The sequence below is a fragment of the Shewanella maritima genome (genome assembly GCF_043643735.1).
Lineage (GTDB): Bacteria > Pseudomonadota > Gammaproteobacteria > Enterobacterales > Shewanellaceae > Shewanella > Shewanella maritima_A.
Genome location: NZ_JBHZSM010000007.1, coordinates 20,120 through 42,662 on the forward strand (window position 1 = coordinate 20,120; position 22,543 = coordinate 42,662).

Sequence of the window (22,543 nt, forward strand, 5' to 3'; positions counted from 1 at the left end):
ACTCATTATTTGTTGCGAATGACCACTTCCTCACGCGGTAGTGGTCGTGCCATTTGCAACTGTTTACTTGCGATACGCGTCACTCGGCTGTGTTCAGAGAGTGATTGCTCTTCCAAGAGCAAATTTCGCCATTCAATATCTAAACTGTCTTGTTGTTGTAACAAGTTATCCCACTGTGATGTGAGCTTGCGTGTCGCATCACTGGTATGTACCACTAAAATCGCATTAGCCATCGCAATGATGGCTAATAACACTATCCACTTGTGATGCCATATATCTTGCAACACCACACGGGGTAAATTCAGTGATGATTGAGTCACGTCACAACACCCTTAATAGTCCAACCTTTCCGCCACACGCAGAACTGAACTTCGCGCACGCGGGTTTACTTCTAATTCTGCTTCCGATGGCTTTAATGCTTTACCTAAGCCTTTTAACTTTTTGTTTTTATTTATTTGGTCTTCGGTAATCGGCAAACCATGAGGCACACTTTCACCTTGGCTATGACGACGAATAAAGCGCTTTACCATGCGATCTTCTAGTGAATGAAAGCTAATCACTGACAAGCGACCTTGCGGTGCCAATGCTTGTAATGAACCTTCCAGCGCCTGATCGATTTGCTCAAGCTCACTATTGATATAAATGCGTATCGCTTGAAACACTCGCGTTGCAGGATGTTTATTTTTTTCTTTTTTCTTGGTGATCCTAGCGATCAAATCAGCAAGTTCTTTGGTACGCGTGAATGGGGTTTCTTCGCGATCGGCAGCAATACAACGCGCAATATGGCGTGAGTTTTTTTCCTCTCCATAGGTTTTGAACACCCATGCCATGTCTTCAATTTCAGCTTTAGCTAACCATTGCGCAGCCGTTTGGCCTTTGCTGTTATCCATGCGCATATCCAGCGGACCATCACGCAAAAAACTAAATCCACGTTCGGCATCATCCAGTTGTGGTGACGACACCCCTAAATCCAGTAACACACCATTGATTTTGCCGGTTAACCCGAGTTCTTCCACATACTCGGCTAATTGACCAAAGCCGCCATGTACAATTTGAAAGCGAGGATCATCGGCAAATTGTTTCGCCGCTTCAATTGCTTGAGGGTCACGATCGATCGCAATCAATCGACCGTTATCACCCAGCTGCTTTAATACTTCTCTTGAATGTCCACCACGGCCAAACGTGCCATCTATATAGATGCCGTCCGGCGAAATATTGAGGCCATCTACAGTCTCTTTAAGCAGTACCGATAAATGTGCAAACTCTTGGGTCATGGTGTCTTCTTATCTCGTTGATATTATTAATTGATAAACAAAAAAGTTTATAGAGAGAAATCTGCAAGTCGCTCACTACTAGACAAATCAATCGATTCGATAAACTCATTATCTTTTGCTTGCTGCTCTTGCCATGCGTTCTCATCCCACATCTCAAATTTGTTACTCAAACCCACTAACATGGTTTTTTTCGACAAATTGGCATATTGCTTCAAAGCTGCGGGTATCACTATTCGGCCATGGGAATCCAATTCACAATCCTGAGCGTGACCGAGTAGTTTGCGTTTAAACACGCGTTCATCGGGGACGGTATCCGACAGGGCAATAAGTTTAGTTTCAACTTTTTCCCATTCATGTAACGGATATATCAAAAGGCAGGCTGCACTAATATCTACCGTAATCACGACAGTGCCGTCATGTTCAACACGCAATGCGTCACGGTATCGCGCTGGTATAGCGATCCGTCCTTTAGCATCCATATTGATAGCACTAGCGCCTCTGAGCACGATTTCTGTTCCCTGTTTTTATCTTTTGATCCACAAAGATCCACTTTTTCCCACAATTGTTAAGTTTAGGGACTCTATGCAATGGTTGTCAAGGAAAGAAAAAAGATATTAAAGCCAGATACCAAGCGGTTTAGCAGGCGATTGAAACAACTGTAAAAATCATCAAAATTTTGAGTATGAGATCGATACAGATCCTGCTTACTTGTTCAATTTATTACACTAATGATTATTTTTTGTACTGAGCAGTATTGAGATGAAGTAATAATACTGAGTATTTTAATCCGCTTAATAGATTAAAAAGACATAAATGCAACACAAAAACAAATACTAGATACATTAATGACGTATTTAGTCATTCTTCGGTTGCAAGTTAGGGTATCATTTTGACAATGGCTAAATTTTATTCAAATGCGACCGATAATATAAATAAGAGGCTGAGTATTTATGGGCGCAAAGCGAAGTTAATCGCAAGTCTAAAAGAAAAGTATTTAGTCGTTATCAACAAGCAGAGTCGATTGGAATGACAGAATTAAGGCGGAGCCTATGACGGGATTAGACAGCATATATGCCATGTTGGCGACACCTAAGCGCATCAAAATAGATAAAAAGCGCCGTGTTGAACAGGTAAACGTTGGCGCTGCCATCAATGCGGACAGCCATGAAGCGCCGCAATCACAGCTGCCACCAGCTACGCAGCAAGCTATGACTTCAAAGAGTCAAACAACGCGTAGCCACGTGAGGCAAGATGACATCACAGACGACGATGCAGTGCTGACTAGCACGACTGATAAACATAAAATTGATGTCGAAGTGTAAAGTGTAATACTAACGAGTTAACTTATTCAGCTTTCTATGGGTAAGTGATCACTTACTTGTGCGATAGCACTTTTCCAACCAATTAACCTTTGCTGTCTATCTTCTGATGGCATTCGTGGTGAAAATTGCCTTTCAATATTCACCACATCAACTAACTCATCTGTAGATTGCCACACCCCAACAGCAAGACCCGCTAACAAGGCAGCTCCTAACGCTGTCGTCTCAATAACTTGCGGCCTAGCAACTTCGACATGGCTCATATCCGCTTGAAACTGCATTAACAAATCATTGGCAGCAGCGCCGCCATCAACTCGGATCTCAGTGAGTTCAACCTCAGAATCTTTGATCATCGCTGCAATCACATCACATGATTGATAAGCAATCGCTTCTAAACCTGCCCTCACTATATGATAGCGGTTCACTCCCCGCGTTAAACCGACAATCGCCCCCCGTGCATCAGCATCCCAATATGGCGCGCCCAAGCCTACAAATGCGGGCACTAAATAAGCCCCATTGGTATCAGCGACAGACTCAGCAATGGCTTGGCTTTCTTTTGCATGAGCAATTAATCCAAGCTCATCACGTAACCATTGCAATATCGCTCCGCCCATAAATACCGAGCCTTCTAGGGCATAACAAGGCTGACCATTTTCACCTACTGCCATGGTCGTTAATAAACCATGGTGAGATTCAACGGCTGTCTCACCTGTATTCATTAACAAGAAGCAACCTGTACCATAGGTGTTTTTCACCATACCTTGGTGGATACATTGCTGACCAAATAATGCCGCTTGTTGATCACCGGCCATGCCCGCTACCGCTATCTTGCCACCGACAATGCCAGTATCACCATAATGACCACAAGAAGGCTTAACGTCAGGAAGCATTTGAGGTGGAATATCAAACAATTGCAGCAAATCGGTATCCCACTGCTGTTGATGGATGTTGAACAACATAGTACGGCTAGCATTGGTCGGCTCAGTCACATGCACTTTACCTTGAGTCAGCTTCCATACCAGCCAAGTATCTACCGTACCAAATAATAAATCGCCAGTTTCAGCTCGCTCACGCGCGCCCTCGACATTATCTAATATCCATTTGATCTTGGTCGCCGAAAAGTAAGGGTCCAACACTAATCCTGTTTTAGCTCGAATTTGCTCTTCATGGCCTTGGGCTTTTAACTGCTCACAGATATGTTGGCTGCGGCGACATTGCCACACAATAGCTGGATAAACAGGTTTACCCGTCAACCGATCCCAGACAATTGTCGTTTCTCGTTGATTAGTAATACCAATCGCAGCGATTTGTTCATGAGTAATACCCGCCCGTGATAACACTTCGGTCAACGATGAACTTTGCGATGACCATATTTCCATCGGGTCATGCTCCACCCAGCCAGCTTTAGGATAGTGCTGGGTAAATTCACGTTGAGAAATAGCCACTATATTTGCTTGGCGATCAAACACGATAGCTCTTGAGCTTGTTGTACCTTGATCTAATGCAACAATAAATTGTTTATCGGCCATCATTTATCCTTATATTAATCGCACTTGTGACTCGGGTAATACCAGACGGCCTTGACTAACTTATGCTCTATTTCAAACACTGCCACACTGCATTGTGAAACACGCTTACCTTGTGAGCTGTTATAGGTCACTTTTTCGACTGTCGATACAAAATTGGCCGACGATAAATAATCCAAAATCGTTGACTTAGTTGCATATTTTGAATCGAAATAAGCTCGCATGCTCTGCATTAAAGCCGCTTTACCCTCAGTCTGAATGTCCATCTTAGCCACACTGACGTTGAACCATTTCACCTCATCAGCCACTAATTGCTCAATGAGTGGCAAATCTTCCCCATTAAATGCATGTATCAAGGTATGTACCAGATCAACAGCTTGAGGATTTGATTCAGATTTCTGATTAATAGGCGTGACAGAAGATACATCCGATTGCTGTGCTACAACACTCAAGCTGAGACCCGCACTAGTACACATCAAAACTGTCACGATAAATAAGGTGGTTATCCGCAGCACATTCATTCCCAAATCACTAATTGATATCATGATTATAGCTACTGATTTTGATCAAAAAAGCCCTGAAAATATCAGGGCTTAATATTTGATAAAATAATCATAGCCAATAGCTACATTATTCAGTTACAGCACAATTTCCACTCACTAAATAAATACAGTGGAATGCCAAAACCATTTACAACTTATAGTTTAATTGTATGCCTGCCAACCAGACATCACCGCTTGCTTCACCATCAAAGGTCACATTCGCTAAACCAAATAAATCTTGGTGCTCAGTGATTGGCGCATCACCATGCATGTTAATGTAGGTAACCGCAAAATCTACGCTTAGTTTATCACTGGCTTGGTAACCTGCCCCTACACTAAACCATAAACGGTCAGCATCAGGGATAGTAGTGGTACGATACTCATCATCAACTGCGGTTTTATCTAACGCGATACCGCCGCGAAGTAACCACTTATCATTTAAGTCGTAAGTGGTACCAACTGCAAAACGCCAGTTATCTTTGAAGTTTTCTACTTTAACCAAATCTGATGGCTCGCCTGAAATCGGTTTATCATCAGGGAAATAAGCCACTAACTCTTCAAACACACTCCACTGAGTCCAGTTTACACTTGCGTGCATCGCCCAATTTTCAGTGAGTTGATGATGTGATGCTAATTCAGCAAAAGCAGGCAACTCTAGTGGTAAGTAGCCTGGGATCTCACCGCCATCTGCACCCACATAAGCTAAACCAGAAGCATGACCATCAAGTTCTAATTCCACACCACTGTGATAAGCAAGGCCAAGACGATGATTTGGATTAATCTGCCAGCTAGCACCCATTTTCCAACCCAAAGCAATATCATCACCTTCCATTGCTTTTAGTGAGGTGCCTGCACTTGGAATTTGTGCTTTCACGGCATCAGGTAAAGTTGGAATCGCTTTTAATCCTTCCACCCATGCAGGTGTTGAGGCACTGATTTCGCCTTCACCATAAACAACACGGATACCTGCACCCACATTAAATTGCTCATTCACTTTGTAAGCAATGTTTGGATTGAACTCAACAGTAGTAATCGCTGTAGAATCGCCAAAAATGGCTGCTGCATGAGCACTATCAATTTCAGTCGATAAACCATAGTTAGAATTAACCGATAAACCCCAGGTCCACTGATCATTTAATTGGTTTGAATAGTAGAAGTTAGGAATTAATGCGCCACCAGCTACGTCTGTTGCATCACCATTAATCATGATGGCATCAGCAAGAAGTGCTGATTCCACACTGATATCACCTAATACATCAATGTTTGGCTGAACATAAATGCCACCTGCTGATAACTGTCGACCTTCAAGGTATGTCAACATAGCAGGGTTGCGTGACTGTGCAGAGGCGTTATCAGCCATTGCTGCTTCACCTGCAAAAGCACGGCCTAAACCTGTTGCCGAATATTCAGCTAGTTGGAAACCAGCAGCAGAGACTGATGAGCTCATACTAAGAACGACTGCACTAACAGCCAAAGTAACGATTGTTTTTTTCATTATGCTTCTCTCGTTGATTGGCGTGTTTTGTTTACTACGAGCGATTTGCGACAGTGATAATTCCGCAAATAGAGTAAAAACTCAACACAAAACGGGGGCACGTTACTCTTTTGTTAGATGCTTTGCAATAGTGCAACTAGCCAGTTCATTAGGGGAATTATTGTGACAGAGGTCTCATTTTGCGCATGTGACAAAACAAATTGATAAACACTTGTAAGCCAAAGTAAGCAGCGTATAAAGTAGTTAAATACAAGACTATGATTTTAAATGTAAATATGTGTAACAAACAGAGTGAGCACTCGCTGAAAAACGTGACCAGAATCATACTATTATGTAATCCTCTGCTACAAAGGAATTAAAAAAGATCAAAAAATTGTAGACTGTCACCAAATAATTGCTTTATTTGCTGTTTGTTTTTGAATCATTAACAACTTTGAAGACTTTGTAGAGCGCTTTCGTCAAAATGAGTGTGGTAGACACCTTAAAATCATGGACTTTGGTTTAAGCTTATTCATATGACCCTTAAAAAATATTTGTCTATTATCTTATTCAGCTTATGCATGCCACTCATGCTACAGGCAAATGACACCTTCATTTTGAATCACGCCACGTCAGCTGATGATCAACGCTATCTCTACAGTGTAAAACTATTGAAACTCATCATTTCAGAAACCGAAGCAGAATATGGTGAAGCGAAATTGGACTTTTATCCCACCACGATGAGTCGCGATCGTACATTAAAGGAACTTACTGAAGGGCAAAACATCAATGTCGTCGCCGAAGTCTCAACACAACAATGGAATAAACAATTATTATCAGTGCAGCTCCCTATTCGTAAGGGGATTCTGGGATATCGTATTTTTATTATTCGTAAAGACACAGAATTTGAGTTTTCACAACTGCATACATTAGCGCAATTGCAAACTTTCCCGACTGGCACTATTAGCACATGGTCTATCCATAGCACGCTACAACAAGCAGGTTTTCAACTCATCGATGGTTCCAGTTATTCTGGACTGTTTCATATGCTTCAGAAAGGTCGATTTGATAGCTTTAGTCGCGGTATCAATGAAGCGTATAAAGAAATGCAATATTATCAGCCCAAATACACTGACTTAATGGTGGAGCCAACATTATTGCTCAAGGTGCCACTGTTCAGTTATTTTTATATTTCTCCCAATACACCACACATCGCTAAACGCATTGAGTCAGGTCTGAATTCATTGATAGCTAATGGAAAATTTGATGCTCTGTTTTTTCAGGAACATTGCAGCGCACTAATTAATAGCCAAATGCATTTGCGTAGAACCTTCGAGATCAGCAGCCCACATATTTCTGAGAGCCAATACGCTACTATGCAGCAGCAAAATGACTTGTTACTTTCCTCTGATAAAGACTATACGCAGGACTGTCAGCCCTATTACTAACCTACGGCCAGTTCAGCGCCAATCTGTTCATTTATACGACTGCAGCGTTGAATTTCATCAACAAAATGATCAATAAACCGCTGACAAGCAAGGCTAATATAGCGTCTAGATGGATACACCATAAATACATTACCTTGGTATGGCTCGATGTCAGGAAACAGTTTCACTAATCGACCACTCTGCAAGTGATCTTCACAAAATGGCAGTGGCATTAATGAAATACCTCTACCAGCAAGGGTCGCATCCATACATACATCAAGATTATTCACGTATAAATTACCCTTCACCTTTATTTTTAAGTCATTGCCGAAAGGGATTTCATTAAACACTTTGCCATTGGGGTAGCGAAATAAAATTGAATTGTAATTCTGTACATCTTCTGGGCCTGTTGGTGTACCAGCCGCTGCCAAGTAATCTGGACTGGCAAATATATGCACCGTTTCACTGAACACTTTGCGCGCCACCATTTCACTCTCATTGAAGGCTTCTTCTAACATGAAGGCAATATCAATGTTGTTACGGATCATATCCTGTGGTTCAGCGCTGATAATAATCTCTACCGTGACTGACGGGTGTAAATCCATAAAATGATAAATGGCTTGGCAAATTTGCAGCATTTCTGGAATAGGAAATAACAGAATACGCAAAGACCCGCCAACTTCAGCTTTAGTGTCAGTTATTTCAGATAAGGTTTGCTCTAGATAAGACATCATATCTGTGGTTTTTTGATAGAAATGGCTACCTGAGGCGGTCAGGGTCATTGCTCGACTTTGCCGGTGAAAAAGCTTGACTCCCAGTTCGTCTTCTAATTGCTGCAAACGTCGACTCAGGGTGGATTTAGGCAAATTCAATATATCAGCTGCCTCAACTAAACTGCCTGTTTCTACAATTCGATGAAACAAGGAAATATCTTCTGTTTTCATGATTTACCCCTTACCCAAATAGCATCCATATAACAACTTGCTCACATGCTTATAGATAATTCAAGCTAATATAGTCTCAATTTATGGAACCCATAGTTTCAAATCATTCCGTTTTTATCAACTCCATTAGCTGTTAGAGTAGCGGCGTTGACCAAATAAGCAACATTTCATCTATTTAAATCACATTTGAGAACCACACATGAAGCCTTTATCAATGGCCGTTTTTGCCATGCTAATAATGTTGACCGTTACCGGTTGCAACACCGAGTCCAAAGAAGTGGCCGCACAAACGATTAGGCCGGTGAAACTCATGGAAGTCACTCATTTACAATCACAATCTCTTAGAGTATTTCCAGCCAAAGTGGCTGCGACTAAGCAAGCAGAGTTAGCCTTTAGAATTTCTGGACATCTCGTCGAACAATCTCTATTTGAAGGGCAAAGTGTAAAGCAAGGTGATTTACTTGCCCGCTTAGATGATCGAGATGCGCAAAATGCACTGCTCAATTATGAGGCTGACTTCGCTTTAGCCAAGGCCGACTATCAACGCACCGGAGAGCTATTGCGTCGTTCATTAGTGTCTCAAGCTGAATTTGATTTAGTCGAAGCCAAATTAAAATCTGCCCAAGCCAATTTATCGACGGCCAAAGATCAACTCAGTTATACCGAACTACACGCACCATATGACGGTACGATAGCTAAGACCAACATTGAAAACTTTCAGATGGTACAAGCCAATCAGACTATTTTAACCATTCAAAAAGATGCCAACATCGATGTGGTCATACAAATACCGGAATCTTTAGCGGGTCATATCAGCCAACTCGCAGCCAAGCAAATAGCGCAAGTACGCTTTAGCGCTAATCCAGCAAAAGCTTATGACATCGAACTGAAAGAGTATGCAACACAAGTGACACCAGGTACGCAAAGTTATCAAGTGGTGTTCACTCTTGCACGCCCAACAGATCTAGGTGTATTACCCGGTATGAGTGCTGAAGTCAGTATTGATTTTAGTCCTACGGTAAATGGCAAAGTCAGTGCTGTCGTTCCCTTAACCGCTGTTAGTAAGCGTGATCTAGATGGACAACACACAGTGTGGATATTTGATCCTGAGAATAAAGTCGTTAACCAACAAGCAGTCAATATTGGCAATGTCACCACTGATGGTATTGAAATCACCAGTGGTATTAAAGTGGGTGATCAAGTTGTGGTTGCAGGTGTGCAATATTTATCAGAAAACCAAGCAGTGAAACCGCTTCGCTGGCAGCGTGGAGTATAGTCAATGAATTTTGCACAGTACGCCATTACCCATAAGGTAGTCAGCTGGATGTTTGCTTTGTTGCTGCTGATTGGCGGTAGCATCTCATTCCTGAACTTAGGTCAGTTAGAGTTTCCCGAGTTCACCATTAAAAATGCATTAGTGGTCACCTCATACCCAGGTGCATCGCCTGAGCAAGTGGAAGAAGAAGTCACTTTGCCATTGGAAGATGCGCTCCAGCAACTCGATGCCATTAAGCACATCACATCGATTAATAGCGCTGGCCTGTCACAGATTGAAATTGAAATCACTGATAACTATGACCAAGCAGCCTTACCGCAGGTTTGGGATGAAGTGCGCCGTAAAGTGAATGATACCGCCGTAACACTGCCCCCAGGTGTCTACACGCCCAAAGTGATCGACGATTTTGGCGATGTATTCGGTATATTGCTCAATGTGAGTGGTGACGGCTATAGCAATCAGGAACTACAAAACTACGCCGACTTTTTACGACGCGAGTTAGTCTTGGTTGATGGCATTAAAAAGGTCGCCATTGCAGGGCGTATTAATCAACAAGTGATCATTGAAATTTCGCAGCAAAAGCTCAATGCCTTGTCACTGGATCAGGATTACATCTATGCTCTGATTAACAATCAAAACGTGGTATCAAACGCAGGTAGCGTAGTCATTGGTGACAATCGCGTCCGTATACACCCTACAGGTGAGTTTGACAGTGTCCAGCAAATGCGGAACCTGCTGATCAGCGCGCCGGGGAGCACAAAACTTGTTTACCTAGGTGATATTGCCGACATTTATAAAGACACCATTGAAACGCCTGACAACATTTACCATGCCAATGGTCATGATGCGCTCTCAATCGGGATATCATTTTCAAGTGGCGTCAATGTGGTTGAAGTCGGCCAAGCCGTGAATCAACGCATGGCAGAGTTGATCGGGGAATTACCACTCGGTATGCAGCTTGAAACTGTTTATGACCAAAGCCTAATGGTTGATCAAACGGTACGAGGCTTTCTGGTCAATTTAGCGGAATCCATTGCAATTGTGATTGGTGTACTGCTGATATTTATGGGGGTACGTTCTGGCATCTTAATGGGGTTAGTGCTGCTATTAACCATATTGGGTACCTTCATCATGATGCAGATACTCAATATTGAATTACAGCTGATTTCACTCGGCGCACTCATCATTGCATTGGGGATGCTAGTCGATAATGCCATTGTGGTCACAGAAGGTATTCTCATTGGGCTAAAACGAGGCCAAACTCGTCTTGAAACTGCAAAACAGGTGGTTTCTCAGACTCAATGGCCGTTACTTGGAGCCACGGTTATTGCCATTATTGCGTTTGCACCGATTGGTTTGTCTGACAATGCCACGGGCGAGTTTTGTGTATCCTTATTCCAAGTCCTGCTGATCTCATTAACTATCAGTTGGATCACAGCGATGACGTTGGTGCCCTTTTTCTGCAACTTGATGTTTAAAGACCAACCATTACAAGATGATAGTCAAGAAGATCCTTATAAAGGATGGCTATTTTTGGTCTACCGAGCAACTTTAAAAACAGCAATACGTTTTCGTGCTGTGACTATGCTGCTGGTTATTAGTGCACTCATTATGGCTGTGATGGGCTTTGGCCACGTTAAAAATGTTTTCTTCCCAGCTTCAAATACACCGATTTTCTTTGTTGATGTTTGGATGCCAGAGGGGACAGATGTTAAAGCGACCCAGCGTCATCTGCAGGCGATGGAGCAATATCTGTTAACTGATCAAGCTGATAATCAAGTGGGTATGGTTAACCTCACCACGGTTATTGGCCAAGGTGCACAACGCTTTGTTTTGCCTTATGTACCTGAAAAAGGCTATAGCTCATACGGTCAGTTATTGATTGAAATGCAAGATTTAGCTTCACTGGATGCCTATATGCGTCAGCTAGAGCAAAAAATTAGCATTGAGTTTCCTGAAGCAGAGTACCGTTTTAAATATATGGAAAACGGCCCAAGCCCAGCAGCTAAAATTGAAGCACGTTTTTATGGTGAAGACCCAAAAATATTGCGCCAACTCGCGCAGGAAGCAAAAGAGATCTTCGATGCAGAACCCACCGCAGTTGGAGTGCGCCATAACTGGCGTAATCAGGTCAACGTAGTCAGACCGCAGCTAGCAGAGGCACAAGCTCGTGAAACCGGGATCAGTAAATCTGATTTAGACGATGCCTTACTGACCAACTTCAGTGGCAAGCAAGTGGGTACTTATCGCGAAAATAGTCATCTTTTTCCGATTATAGCCCGCGCACCTGCTGCTGAGCGACTCGATGCACAAAGTATTTGGAAGCTACAAGTGTGGAGTTCAGATCACAATGCCTTTGTACCCGCAACACAAGTGATTTCAAGCTTTGAAACTGAGTGGGAAAACCCATTAATCATGCGCCGTGATCGTAAGCGAGTTATTTCAGTGCTTGCCGATCCAATGAATGGCATTGATGAAACTGCTGACTCCGTATTCAGGAAAGTGAGACCATTGGTTGAAGCGATGGAGTTACCTGCAGGGTACGAGCTTGAATGGGGCGGTGAATACGAAACGTCTTTAGAAGCACAAGAGTCAGTATTCAGTTCCATCCCAATGGGCTATCTGGTGATGTTTTTGATTACTGTGCTGTTATTTAACTCAGTCAGGCAACCGCTAGTTATATGGTTTACCGTGCCATTAGCACTCATTGGTGTGGTATCAGGATTACTTATTTTTGATGCGCCCTTTAGCTTTATGGCATTACTCGGACTGTTAAGTTTAACAGGTATGATCATCAAAAATGGTATTGTGTTAGTTGACCAAATCAATCTCGAGCTCAGCCAAGGTACAGCTCCCTATCAGGCAGTGATAGAGTCATCAGTTAGCCGTGTTCGCCCCGTATTAATGGCGGCAATTACGACAATGTTAGGTATGGTACCGCTGCTCACCGATGCCTTCTTTGGATCGATGGCCATTACTATCATCTTTGGTTTAGGCTTTGCTTCAGCGCTAACCTTAATTGTGTTACCTGTGGCTTACACTATCGCGTTTCGGATCCCGTATCCGAGCAAAGTTTCAGTAGAGTAGTTGGTCACAATTAATATGATTACTTATTTGGATTAAATGGCAACACTAAACCAACCGGTCTAATTGATGATTGCCGTTTTGTCATGTTCTGTTTTGACCTATCATGACACCCGCTTTTAGAGTGAGTTAGATAACAAAATAGCCAGCTGTTACAGTAAGCTGGCTTTTTTACTGGTCGAATTGGGGCTTGTTTATCATTTTATGAGTACCATGGTTAAGCTTAGACACAACAGGATTTAGCGGCTGAGTGAGCTCAGACACCATAGAGCCAATCACCTGTTCAGCTAATTGCCCTGCCTCTTGATGAAGTTGTGAGTGACTGCCTGCAATAGAGTCATCATTACCTGGGTTGACCGCTAACGCACTCAGTTGCTTTAGCGATTTATTGGTCAACTTTTTAGATTTCTTCTGTAGCTTATTAAGCTTTTTTAATGCGTTTTTCGAACCCATTATCATTGTCTACCACTTAATGACATGCCCATAAAGTAGCAAAAAATACACCTCAAATTGTGATTTCAATGATAAAAAACTACACTGAACAAACGGTTAAGTTTGCACAAAACGAACAAGGAACGACATTGATATCATCGCTCACTAAACAGCTCAGTTTATTTGTCGATGTGGTGCAACAAGGCTCTTTTACTAAAGCCGCTACTTTGCATGACATGGATAATTCACAACTATCCAAACAGATAAAAAAGTTAGAGTCTGAACTTGGCGTGCAATTACTCAACCGCTCTACTCGTTCGTTTTCTCTCACTTCTGCAGGCGAAGAAATCCTTAAGCAAGCGCAACAATTAACAGACACTCTAGACCAAATTAAAAACATTGCCGATGCTTATCAGTCTGAGCCTAAAGGTATTATCCGAATTTCGTCGTCTCACTTTTTTGGGCAGCTATACCTGCAACCTGTGATTAATCAATTTATGCAGCGCTATCCCAATGTTAAAGTCACTCTCATATTAGATGACAAACTTACGGATATTATTTCAGATCAGTTTGATGTGGCCTTTAGAGTTGGCAAACTCACTGAGTCTAACTTGATTGCTAAAAAAATTGCTAAAACCCACTTCGCACTTGTGGCCTCAGAAGCATTTATTGCACAACATGGTTTGCCCACCACGCCACAAGACTTGGTGCAACTACCCGCCGTTACCTATAACAATGGTAATGTACAGCTCGATCAGTTAGTGATCACCGAAGAACCGCACGGACAATGCTATCAAACATTCAAAATGCAAGGTAACTACAAAGTCAGTGATGTACGCAGCTTAATTGACGCTGTCACGGCTGGAGTGGGATATAGCCTGATAGATCTATTCAATCTTGAAGCTCCCATTGCCGACAATAAGCTTGTGCAACTATTAACAGAATATCCTATTTCTACTATGGATACAGGTATTTACGCAGTTTATCCGCACCGCAAACAGACTATGTTAGTCAGTGAGTTTATTAAAGCGGTGCAAGATTACATCGGTACACCACCGTTTTGGATGCAACATATTCCCGACTACTCCATGCAATTTAAGTAATTAACTAAACTGTTGAGACTCGACCACTTACGTATGAATTTATACCTGCAAACTTGTTGAAAAGCCGCACTCTGATACGCTATGCAACTCATATTTACTTCAACGATTAAAGGACTATCAATGAAGCTCGTCACTATGTTTGCCTTCGGGGCGCTAATCCTATCGCCTTTCACTCAGGCCAACGCTCCGCAAAAAATGACCCAACAACAAATTGATGCCATGGTGGCGTTTTCTGTACAACAAATGCACCGTGAAGGTGAGTTTTCCTCCATGTCACAATGTACTGGTGTGAGCGCGCAAAAGTTAGAACAAGCATTTCGTCACTCACTCAGCACCTGCTTTAGCCACCATAGTGTGGACGAGCACAAAATGGATGCTTGTTTTAAGCAAGAGATCATCGCACAAACAGGCTTGTCACAATCGACAATTGATAACTGCGCTGGGGAAAATGACGTTCAGGATGAACAGATTACACAGCTCGAAGTGCAAATCGAAAAGTTGGAACGAGACATTGAGCATACAGAGGAGCATGCACTGTCTGATACACAAACAGCACAACTAGAAGACAAGATGGCTCAGTTAGATCACTTATATACCGAATTACATCAGTTGCAAGACCAAGCTATGTACGGCCAATTATCAGAAAATGAAAAGCGATTAGAAAAACTCTATCAAGAGCTTGGCGACAACGCGCCTACGGCAGCACAAGAAGCAAAAATGAAACAGTTAATGGATGCTATTGCGCTGGAAAAACAACAAGAGTTATCTCAATTGATGCAAGTCATTGGTGATTCTCAGCGTCAATGAGCCCTCGCACATATGTTGTTTATTGACAGCACATAACCGCCAAACTGGTTGACGCATTGATTACCGCCAACTAGGTTTATCCATAGCAAGGAGCGACATCTCGTACAGATTTTACTAAAGGACATCCTCAATGAAGGCTAATCGCGCCTCAAAACTCACGCTGTTGTGCAAAATACTGCTCGGGCTTGTTTGCGGATTATTCTCTCTGTTTAGCTCCGCTTTACTCAGTAATACGCTACATTTCAAAGGGATTGAAAACCTTTCAGAGCAAGAGATTGGCAATATTGTTTTCAATCAAATCTGTCATGAGATGGGACTTAAAGTAAAGGTTGAGTTACTCCCAGCCAATCGCGCTGAGCGCGCTGTTGCCTCTGGTCTCGCTGCAGGCGAAATCATGCGTATATATTCATACGGTGAAACTAACGATCAAGTAGTGCGCGTTCCTACTCCTTATTACTCATTAAAAACCACCGCTTTTGCATTGACTAACAACTCACAGGCAACAGACTTACTGCCCAAGCTAGAAGAGGCCAACGTCGGAATTGTACGCGGCGTAAAGCACACGTTGAGATACATAAAAGAAAGCAAACAAGCCATGCAGGTGATGTCTACCGAGCAGCTCATTGAGCTGCTGAGAATGAAACGAATCGATTTAGCCATCACGAGCCATGTCGATGGCATACAGTTTCTTAATAAAAATCTGATCGCTGATATTCGCCCCTTACAACCTATTCTTGCAAATCATCACCTCTATATTTACCTCAACAAGCGATACGCCAGTTTGGTGCCATTATTTGATGACAAAATTAAGCAGTTGCAAGCATCTGGCAAATTGGATGTAATGATCCGTGTCGCTGAAGAGCAAGTGATGAGTATTCAATAATCTTCCAGCAAAAGTACGGCAATATAAAATAGAAAAGCACAAAGACGAATAGTCTTTGTGCTTTGAGCTAGTTAACGATACGAATATGTTACCGCGCAATATTGGTATAATCTAACTTGCTGCGTTCACGTTCAATATTGATACGCGCTGGGATAAAGGTATTAAACCCAGGCTCACCACCAAACCATAATTCGGCATCGCGCTCTTCACGCTCCACAATATAGAACATACGCTGACCTTCAATCACTGTGCTAGCAATCGGGTACCAGTAACGCTTAGCAAATGGCGAGCGTTCGATTAACAACGAGCTTGGATTAACCACATAATTTACTGGTCCAGCATCTGTAAATTCAATTGAACTTAAACCATTAGCGTCGGGTGTGCTCCATTGCAGCCCCCAAGTGTTAGTCACATCGTTTGGTGTAAACGCCCAACCCCATAACTGATTAGGTTGCAAATAACCTAGTTCATCATAAAGACTTGGGATCCAGGCGTTAATTTCTCCCGCCCAAAAATGATCACCGCTTAAGTTAGTTAAATAGCTAACATCAAGTGCGAAGCTTGGATCTGCTTTCACCCAAATGGTATAAGTTGCGTAGCGCTCAGCGCCATTATCAAAGGTTGAGAACACACCATATTCAATGCCAGACTGCTCAAGAATTTGGTTAGTCTGCACCATGCCATTGGCATAGCTGATCACCAACTTACCCTCAGCATCCACTTGCCAACTGGCATCAACACCCGACACTTCACCACTGGTTGAGTTATCCCCAGCGAAAGTAATCAGCTCACCATAAGCAGATTCAGGAAAGATAAAGTCATCATAAGCACGCTTACCTTCTGAGAAATGATATATACCGCCCCAAGCCCCCTCAACACAGGTGCCACCAACGGCACACGAGGCATCAAACGCAATCGGTGTCACATCAAGGCTAGAGCGCAGAGTTTGATTACTATTTTCAATGGCAAGCTTAGGGTCAGCGATGCTCAAGGTAGACCCATCGAGTAATAAAATATCTGGCGTGACTAACTCGCGGCGAGTTTCTACCGACACCACATCCACCAGATTGCCGTCTACCACTCTGGTATAGGCTCGTTGGAACTCAGTACTATAATAGTTAAAGCCACTTTCGGTACCGCCACCTGCATAGAAGGCATCAATTTCAGCCTGATTGTCGGTCACAGTTTCAATCTCGTGTGATAGCTGCTCAAGTTGCTCAGGCGAACTAAGCGTGACAACCAATCGGCCATTGTCCACCGCCCAGGTAAAGACTTCATTTATTGCGATGCCATTATAACTTTGAAACTCTAACGCGTTACCCGTATTGTTGCTTGCATCAAACTCTAGGGCTGACCCCGTGCGCGCCATATAGCCGGGCTGAGCAACGGCAGTGACATAGTAAAGCTCTGGGATATCATCTGCGCTAAAGCCCGCCACCAAGTCGCTGTCGGCTAAAATCGCCGCCACTGCGCCATCAATGTCTTCAGTCGGCGTAGCCTGTACAAACGTCTCTACCGCAGCTTGGTCATTAACAAAGTCGAGCACACTGTCATAGCCAGCTGGCAAGCTATAATTTGGGTCATCGACAATCAGTTTGATCACCGCCGCTAACTCAAACAACTCTGTGGCATCGACCGAAGTCTCAGCGGCTTGTAGCTCAGCAACATTGGTTGGCTCTGTACCACCATTTGCCTCGACCACTAGCGCGTAGCTTGCAGTAGTAACATTGGTCACATTGATTGGGTCAGTTTCAGATAGCACTTTCTCAAATGATCCCACCATATTAACGAAGTTAATCTCGTCACCCGTTTCTGCTTGCGTGGCGCTTGATTCAATCACCAGTAACTGCGCAACATCTGTAGTTAATATATCTAAGCTATAGGCGCCGTTTGCATCTGCAGTGGTAGTGAAGGTTTGCCCATTTAACGTTACTGTTACTGTTGCAAATGGAATGGGTTCATCAGTGATAAGCCCTGTAATAGTGGCACTGTAGCCACCACATTGATCAGGTGCCTTTCTGACTTGAGCATAAGCCATGTTGTCGATATCACCATCAACAATTACCCCTACTTGGCAAGGAATATAGCCTAAATCTGTTGTGCTTATATGAGCTTTAAAAGACTTATGCGCTTGCTGCTGTGCAAGAACAAAACTGGGATTATTAGCATCAACTATCTCGATGCTTTTGGCGGAGTGTTTATTGTGATGGTGAGACTTGTTGTGTTGATATTTATCTAGCTTCCCTTTTACCACAAGAAGCTGCTTACTTTCTTTATATTTTGCTTTCTGTATTTTGATATTGTCCGCCAAAGCTAACGAACTGAAGAGCATCATTATCAAAGGCAATGATGCTATCAATCTAATAGACATGAGTTAATCTTCCGTAATTGTTCGTGTTGATACCGAACTTATCTCCTTACCGCTAGAAACAGCACGATTGCAAAGATTGCAGCGTAAATTTAATCATTCATGCTGCGGGTGATATAAAAATAGTACAACACTCGAGAGATGCCACTATTTGTAGGGATATTGTGATTCTGAATGATTATCGCTAATGCATTGGCTGACTGCACTAAAAAGCCCTGTTAAATAACAGGGCTTTGTAAGCTAATCGACACTTACTCCGCGTCTTGCGGGTACAGTTTATTCCACCATTGTGGTTCGTCTTTTAGGTGCATATCAAACCAAGCTAGGGTTGCATCCCACCAGTCAAAACGGGCTTCACGGCCATTAATATGATGATCTTGGCCATTAAACTCGATGAGCTCAACCGGCTTATCTAACATCTTCAATGCGGTATACATATAGTGGCTCTCACCCACTGGTACGTTAGTGTCGGCATTACCATGGAGTAACAGCATTGGTGTGTTGATCTTATCTGCATGATAAAGCGGACTATGCTCGACATACATATCACGGTTATTCCAAGGGAAACTGCCTTTAGTTGCTACGCCAGAATAAGCGTAACCCCACCAGCCGTGGCCCCAGTAAGAAGATAAATTACTGATCCCCGCGTGAGACATAGACGCCGCGAAGATATCGGTTTTAGTGGCAAGATACATGGTCATAAAACCGCCGTAAGACGCGCCCATATTACCGACACGTTTAGGGTCAACAAAGCTGTGGGCATCAAGGAACTTCTGCGTGCTTTCAATAATGTCGTCAGCGGTATATTCACCCCATGCATTAACATGGCGACCACTGAACTTTTGTCCATAACCTGTCGCGCCAGTTGGCTGCAGTACATACACCACATAGCCTTGCGCAGCCCATAGGTTGAACGGCCAGCGACCAGTAAAGTTACGGCTAACAGGCGAAGTGCCGCCGTAGTAGTAAACTAACGCGGGGTATTTTTTGTTAGCATCGAAATCAACCGGCAGGTATACGCGACCATCAATATTAACGCCGTCTTTGTTGGTCACATCAAAATCTTGAATGTTACCAAGGCGAGTGTTGGCATAGCTGCTTGCTTGGCTATCAAACAACACCTTCTTTTTGCCCGACTTCATTACATACGCTTTTTGCGGTACGGTAGCTGAGTTACCAGCATAAGCTATCACAGACTTAGATTGATTAGCAGCAACACTGAAGCGGTTAACCATATCAAGGCCGGTATTGATTTTTTTGAAGTTACCGCGGCTGATATCAAATAAATATAGTTGTGCGCGGTCACCCTCAGTCACACGTAACACCAGATCATCATTACTCAGCTTTTGCGCAGAGCCAATAGCCGGGTCAAATGTCTTGCTCAGTGCTTTAACTTCACCTTTATCATTGCGCCAATACAGCTGACCATCATAGTTGTTCACCACAACAGACTTATCTTGCACACCAAGGCCGTCCATAAAATCAGGTCCAGCCATCATGTACATGCCATCTTCAGTATAAATAGCATCATTAAGTGTGCGGAATTGACCGATTTGGGTTTCTTCAAGGCTGGTAACATCAAGCTCAAACAGCTGAGTCAGAGTATGTGCTGGTTGCTTGTAATCAACTGGATAACGCGTCAATAAAAGCTTGCCACGTTCAACATCACTGTCGACCAAATTACTGCTTAACTGTCCATGTGTGAGTTGGCGCATAAAACCAGACGCCACATCTAATAGATAGATCTGGCTGTTGTTACGCCAATAACTCCAGCGATCTTCTAAGGCTTTAAAGCGCTTATTGGTCGCTTTATCGTCCGCCTTAAATGGCTTTTGCCAACTAAATAACAAGTTATCGCCATACCATGTTAGCCCTGACACACTATCGACGCCTTCAGCAAGTACTTTGATATTACGGTCTTTAATCTTGAGTAATTCCAACTTGCCGTCTGCTATATAAGATAACTGCTTTCCATCATTTGACCATGCTGCACTTGCAGGTAAATTAGCTTGCCAGCGGTACTGTACTGATTTGGATGATGCGTCGACTAACTCAGTGACTTTAGTGGGCTTACCGTCATTGCCTGGTAAATACTCGGTGGTGGTTTGCAGTAAATACTTACCATTTGGAGATAAACTTAAACTGCTGATGATTTTTGAATCAAATAGTTGCTCGTAAGACACCCGTTTTTTGCCAGTTGCAGCAAAGCTTGGAGCATCAACCTCACTTTTGCCTTGCCAGTCTAGGCTCACTTCACCATCTTCAGCACGACCGTCCGCCAGTACCATGATTTGGTAATCACCCGTGCGCAGATCTAACTCCACTTTATTGGCTGCTTTAACAAGCTGACCATTAACATATACCTGCGGCTGCTCAAGCCCTGTAATGGTTAAAGTTCCTTGGGTGTAACGCTCAGTGCTCAGCTGCAATTTATACGCTAACCAACCAGTATCGCCATCCACTTTTTTAGTGGCGCTGTCCCAGTCAAAATCCTGACCAAATAGCGTGATACCAGAATTCGTTTGGGTTAGCGACTGCACTAAGTTAAGACGAACACTGTCGGCGTGATCACCAGCAGAGAGTGGCTGAGAGGTATTAATGGCAACTGGGCCTAAGCGTTGAATATTGGCTTTATCAATTTCAGCACCATGGCTGAATGATGACCAAGCTAACGCAAGACTGGCGCAAACCAGCGAGACTGATTTCATGGAGGCATCCTTGTTGTTATCGTTCTTCTATGTCGGACAATCAATGAAAGTGCTGTCCGTGCATTTTTAGGGCTACAGTGTGGCAAAAAAGGACCAATAAATCATCCCATTTAACGCTGGTCGGCAGTGTTGTTTTGCAAAAAAGTGTGTCGATAGTCACCCAATAAAAAAGTGAGCTAGGCTTGGCCTAACTCACTTTCCAATAATAAGCTGTATCTTTAATAGCTAACCCTGAGGCGAATAACCCATAGGGAAGTTACGTTCAGTGGTAGCACCATCCTCAACACTCACGTCTATCTCAGCAGCATTTAAGAAAAAGACTGCAGAGCCATCATCGGGCTCACTGACGTTAGTATCTTCAGGATCGTCATTTTGTGCTAAGCAAGTATAGCCAAGACTATAAGTAGCAGCGCTCACAAATCCGAATTCATACTGGTAACCTTGTACTTGACCATTATCATCTAATACTGGGTTAACTCTCGCAGAGGCTATTGGAGCCACTTCGCCCTCAGCATACTCTCCCTCTCTAAAGTCGGCCATTTGCTCAAGGGTAGTTGATTCAGGGTAAAGATAGACTGCTTCAGCAAATTCTGAACCAGCAGCTGCCGTTTCACAATCCGTCATAGTTTGTGGGCTGATCATGCCCGAGATAGCGCCGACATCAGCAGTATTGACTAATTGAACAGCAGTAGGTTTCAACGTCCAATAATCTTTATTACCCTTAGGCCCTTGTAATCCTTTAGTCAGATTAAACTCTGCAACAAAGGCATTGTTTCCCGCGGCAATGGTGAAGCTCTTATTGAAAAATAAGCGCCCAGTATCTTCTTCCTCGGCCCCTTCACCGCCACAGGAGCCATTACTATTGGTTGTTAGTCCTTCAACAACGCCGCCGACCCATTCTTGAGTGTCTGGGTCAAAGGTGGCTTGTGATAACACATAAGAACTATCTGTGCTTTCTACCTCATTGTTTTGCATGTAGATACACATCTGATACTCGCCAACAGGCACTTCTTGGCCTGATACCAAGGTTTCAATGGCGCTACCTTGCACGCTAAGCAAGTCAACGTGCTGTAAACCAGTTTCATCGACATCGACGTTGAATGAAATAGCACCATCACTGTTTTTTAATACGACTTGCTTGAAGGCGATATTGACTACATTGGCATCCGCAGGATTGTCTGAAACTCCCAGACTAAATTGGCCAGTTTGCGGAGCAGGATCACTTGAATCCGAACCGCAAGCACTGACAAGTAAGCCTAATGACACTGCGACAGTGACTTTACTTAAGCCAAGTGATTTCATAAATAACCTCATTAATGAATACGTTAGGTGGAGATAATGGAGCCGCCCATCAAATAGAGCAGGAATATATGCGC

Annotated in this window: 18 protein-coding genes; 7 read left to right on the forward strand and 11 right to left on the reverse strand. The window is 43.2% G+C overall.

The window, feature by feature from the left end:
* Positions 1–5: 5 nt before the first annotated feature.
* From ftsL to mraZ, 3 genes are read right to left on the reverse strand one after another with little or no spacing between them, the layout of a single operon-like run.
* Positions 6–320 (reverse strand): cell division protein FtsL, encoded by a 315-nt coding sequence (gene ftsL / locus ACHUGF_RS09415; protein ID WP_394130671.1) that lies wholly within the window; start codon positions 318–320, stop codon positions 6–8.
* A 12-nt stretch (positions 321–332) separates the two neighbouring features.
* The gene (rsmH, locus tag ACHUGF_RS09420; protein WP_394130673.1) at positions 333–1,274 is read right to left on the reverse strand and encodes a 16S rRNA (cytosine(1402)-N(4))-methyltransferase RsmH; all 942 of its coding nucleotides are present in this window, start codon (positions 1,272–1,274) and stop codon (positions 333–335) included.
* Positions 1,275–1,321: 47 nt separating this feature from the next.
* Positions 1,322–1,780 (reverse strand): division/cell wall cluster transcriptional repressor MraZ, encoded by a 459-nt coding sequence (gene mraZ, locus ACHUGF_RS09425; protein WP_394130675.1) that lies wholly within the window; start codon positions 1,778–1,780, stop codon positions 1,322–1,324.
* Positions 1,781–2,323: 543 nt separating this feature from the next.
* Between mraZ and ACHUGF_RS09430 the strand changes: the two genes are divergently transcribed.
* Positions 2,324–2,596 carry a hypothetical protein gene (locus ACHUGF_RS09430; protein ID WP_394130676.1) on the forward strand — a complete coding sequence of 91 codons (273 nt, stop codon included), beginning with the start codon at positions 2,324–2,326 and terminating at the stop codon, positions 2,594–2,596.
* Positions 2,597–2,622: 26 nt separating this feature from the next.
* Here the strand turns inward: ACHUGF_RS09430 and glpK are convergent, their stop codons facing one another.
* The 3 genes from glpK to ACHUGF_RS09445 all read right to left on the reverse strand — a co-directional run bounded on the left by glpK (position 2,623) and on the right by ACHUGF_RS09445 (position 6,156).
* On the reverse strand, positions 2,623–4,122 hold the full coding sequence (gene glpK / locus ACHUGF_RS09435) for a glycerol kinase GlpK (RefSeq protein ID WP_394130678.1): 1,500 nt from the start codon (positions 4,120–4,122) through the stop codon (positions 2,623–2,625).
* Between the two features lie 14 nt (positions 4,123–4,136).
* Positions 4,137–4,664, reverse strand: a complete 528-nt coding sequence (locus ACHUGF_RS09440) for a nuclear transport factor 2 family protein (RefSeq protein ID WP_394130680.1) — start codon at positions 4,662–4,664, stop codon at positions 4,137–4,139.
* 145 nt (positions 4,665–4,809) lie between these two features.
* Positions 4,810–6,156, reverse strand: coding sequence for an outer membrane protein transport protein (locus tag ACHUGF_RS09445; protein WP_394130681.1), 1,347 nt, complete (start codon positions 6,154–6,156; stop codon positions 4,810–4,812).
* 515 nt (positions 6,157–6,671) lie between these two features.
* Between ACHUGF_RS09445 and ACHUGF_RS09450 the strand changes: the two genes are divergently transcribed.
* The gene (locus ACHUGF_RS09450; RefSeq protein WP_394130682.1) at positions 6,672–7,583 is read left to right on the forward strand and encodes a hypothetical protein; all 912 of its coding nucleotides are present in this window, start codon (positions 6,672–6,674) and stop codon (positions 7,581–7,583) included.
* Here the strand turns inward: ACHUGF_RS09450 and ACHUGF_RS09455 are convergent.
* The gene (locus ACHUGF_RS09455; RefSeq protein ID WP_394130684.1) at positions 7,580–8,506 is read right to left on the reverse strand and encodes a LysR family transcriptional regulator; all 927 of its coding nucleotides are present in this window, start codon (positions 8,504–8,506) and stop codon (positions 7,580–7,582) included. The genes ACHUGF_RS09450 and ACHUGF_RS09455 overlap by 4 nt on opposite strands.
* Positions 8,507–8,705: 199 nt before the next feature.
* On the opposite strand from ACHUGF_RS09455, the gene ACHUGF_RS09460 reads away from it, so the two are divergent.
* Both ACHUGF_RS09460 and ACHUGF_RS09465 read left to right on the forward strand, forming a co-directional pair.
* Positions 8,706–9,782: an efflux RND transporter periplasmic adaptor subunit gene (locus ACHUGF_RS09460; RefSeq protein WP_394130686.1), complete on the forward strand. Its 1,077-nt coding sequence runs from the start codon at positions 8,706–8,708 to the stop codon at positions 9,780–9,782.
* A gap of 3 nt (positions 9,783–9,785) precedes the next feature.
* Positions 9,786–12,869, forward strand: coding sequence for an efflux RND transporter permease subunit (locus ACHUGF_RS09465; RefSeq protein ID WP_394130688.1), 3,084 nt, complete (start codon positions 9,786–9,788; stop codon positions 12,867–12,869).
* A gap of 168 nt (positions 12,870–13,037) precedes the next feature.
* Here ACHUGF_RS09465 and ACHUGF_RS09470 read toward each other — a convergent pair whose 3' ends face one another.
* The gene (locus ACHUGF_RS09470) at positions 13,038–13,319 is read right to left on the reverse strand and encodes a hypothetical protein (RefSeq protein WP_394130689.1); all 282 of its coding nucleotides are present in this window, start codon (positions 13,317–13,319) and stop codon (positions 13,038–13,040) included.
* Between the two features lie 68 nt (positions 13,320–13,387).
* Here ACHUGF_RS09470 and ACHUGF_RS09475 point away from each other — a divergent pair, with 68 nt between their 5' ends.
* From ACHUGF_RS09475 to ACHUGF_RS09485, 3 genes are all read left to right on the forward strand, one after another.
* Complete coding sequence (locus ACHUGF_RS09475) at positions 13,388–14,401, forward strand: LysR family transcriptional regulator (RefSeq protein WP_394130691.1); 1,014 nt, start codon at positions 13,388–13,390, stop codon at positions 14,399–14,401.
* A gap of 120 nt (positions 14,402–14,521) precedes the next feature.
* Complete coding sequence (locus ACHUGF_RS09480) at positions 14,522–15,208, forward strand: hypothetical protein (RefSeq protein WP_394130693.1); 687 nt, start codon at positions 14,522–14,524, stop codon at positions 15,206–15,208.
* A gap of 130 nt (positions 15,209–15,338) precedes the next feature.
* Complete coding sequence (locus ACHUGF_RS09485) at positions 15,339–16,091, forward strand: substrate-binding periplasmic protein (protein ID WP_394130695.1); 753 nt, start codon at positions 15,339–15,341, stop codon at positions 16,089–16,091.
* An 88-nt stretch (positions 16,092–16,179) separates the two neighbouring features.
* On the opposite strand, the gene ACHUGF_RS09490 is transcribed toward ACHUGF_RS09485, so the two are convergent.
* The 3 genes from ACHUGF_RS09490 to ACHUGF_RS09500 all read right to left on the reverse strand — a co-directional run bounded on the left by ACHUGF_RS09490 (position 16,180) and on the right by ACHUGF_RS09500 (position 22,469).
* The gene (locus ACHUGF_RS09490) at positions 16,180–18,462 is read right to left on the reverse strand and encodes a carboxypeptidase-like regulatory domain-containing protein (protein ID WP_394130697.1); all 2,283 of its coding nucleotides are present in this window, start codon (positions 18,460–18,462) and stop codon (positions 16,180–16,182) included.
* 248 nt (positions 18,463–18,710) lie between these two features.
* Positions 18,711–21,167, reverse strand: coding sequence for an alpha/beta hydrolase family protein (locus ACHUGF_RS09495; RefSeq protein ID WP_394130699.1), 2,457 nt, complete (start codon positions 21,165–21,167; stop codon positions 18,711–18,713).
* A 225-nt stretch (positions 21,168–21,392) separates the two neighbouring features.
* Positions 21,393–22,469, reverse strand: a complete 1,077-nt coding sequence (locus ACHUGF_RS09500) for a DUF4382 domain-containing protein (RefSeq protein WP_394130701.1) — start codon at positions 22,467–22,469, stop codon at positions 21,393–21,395.
* Positions 22,470–22,543: the final 74 nt, after the last annotated feature.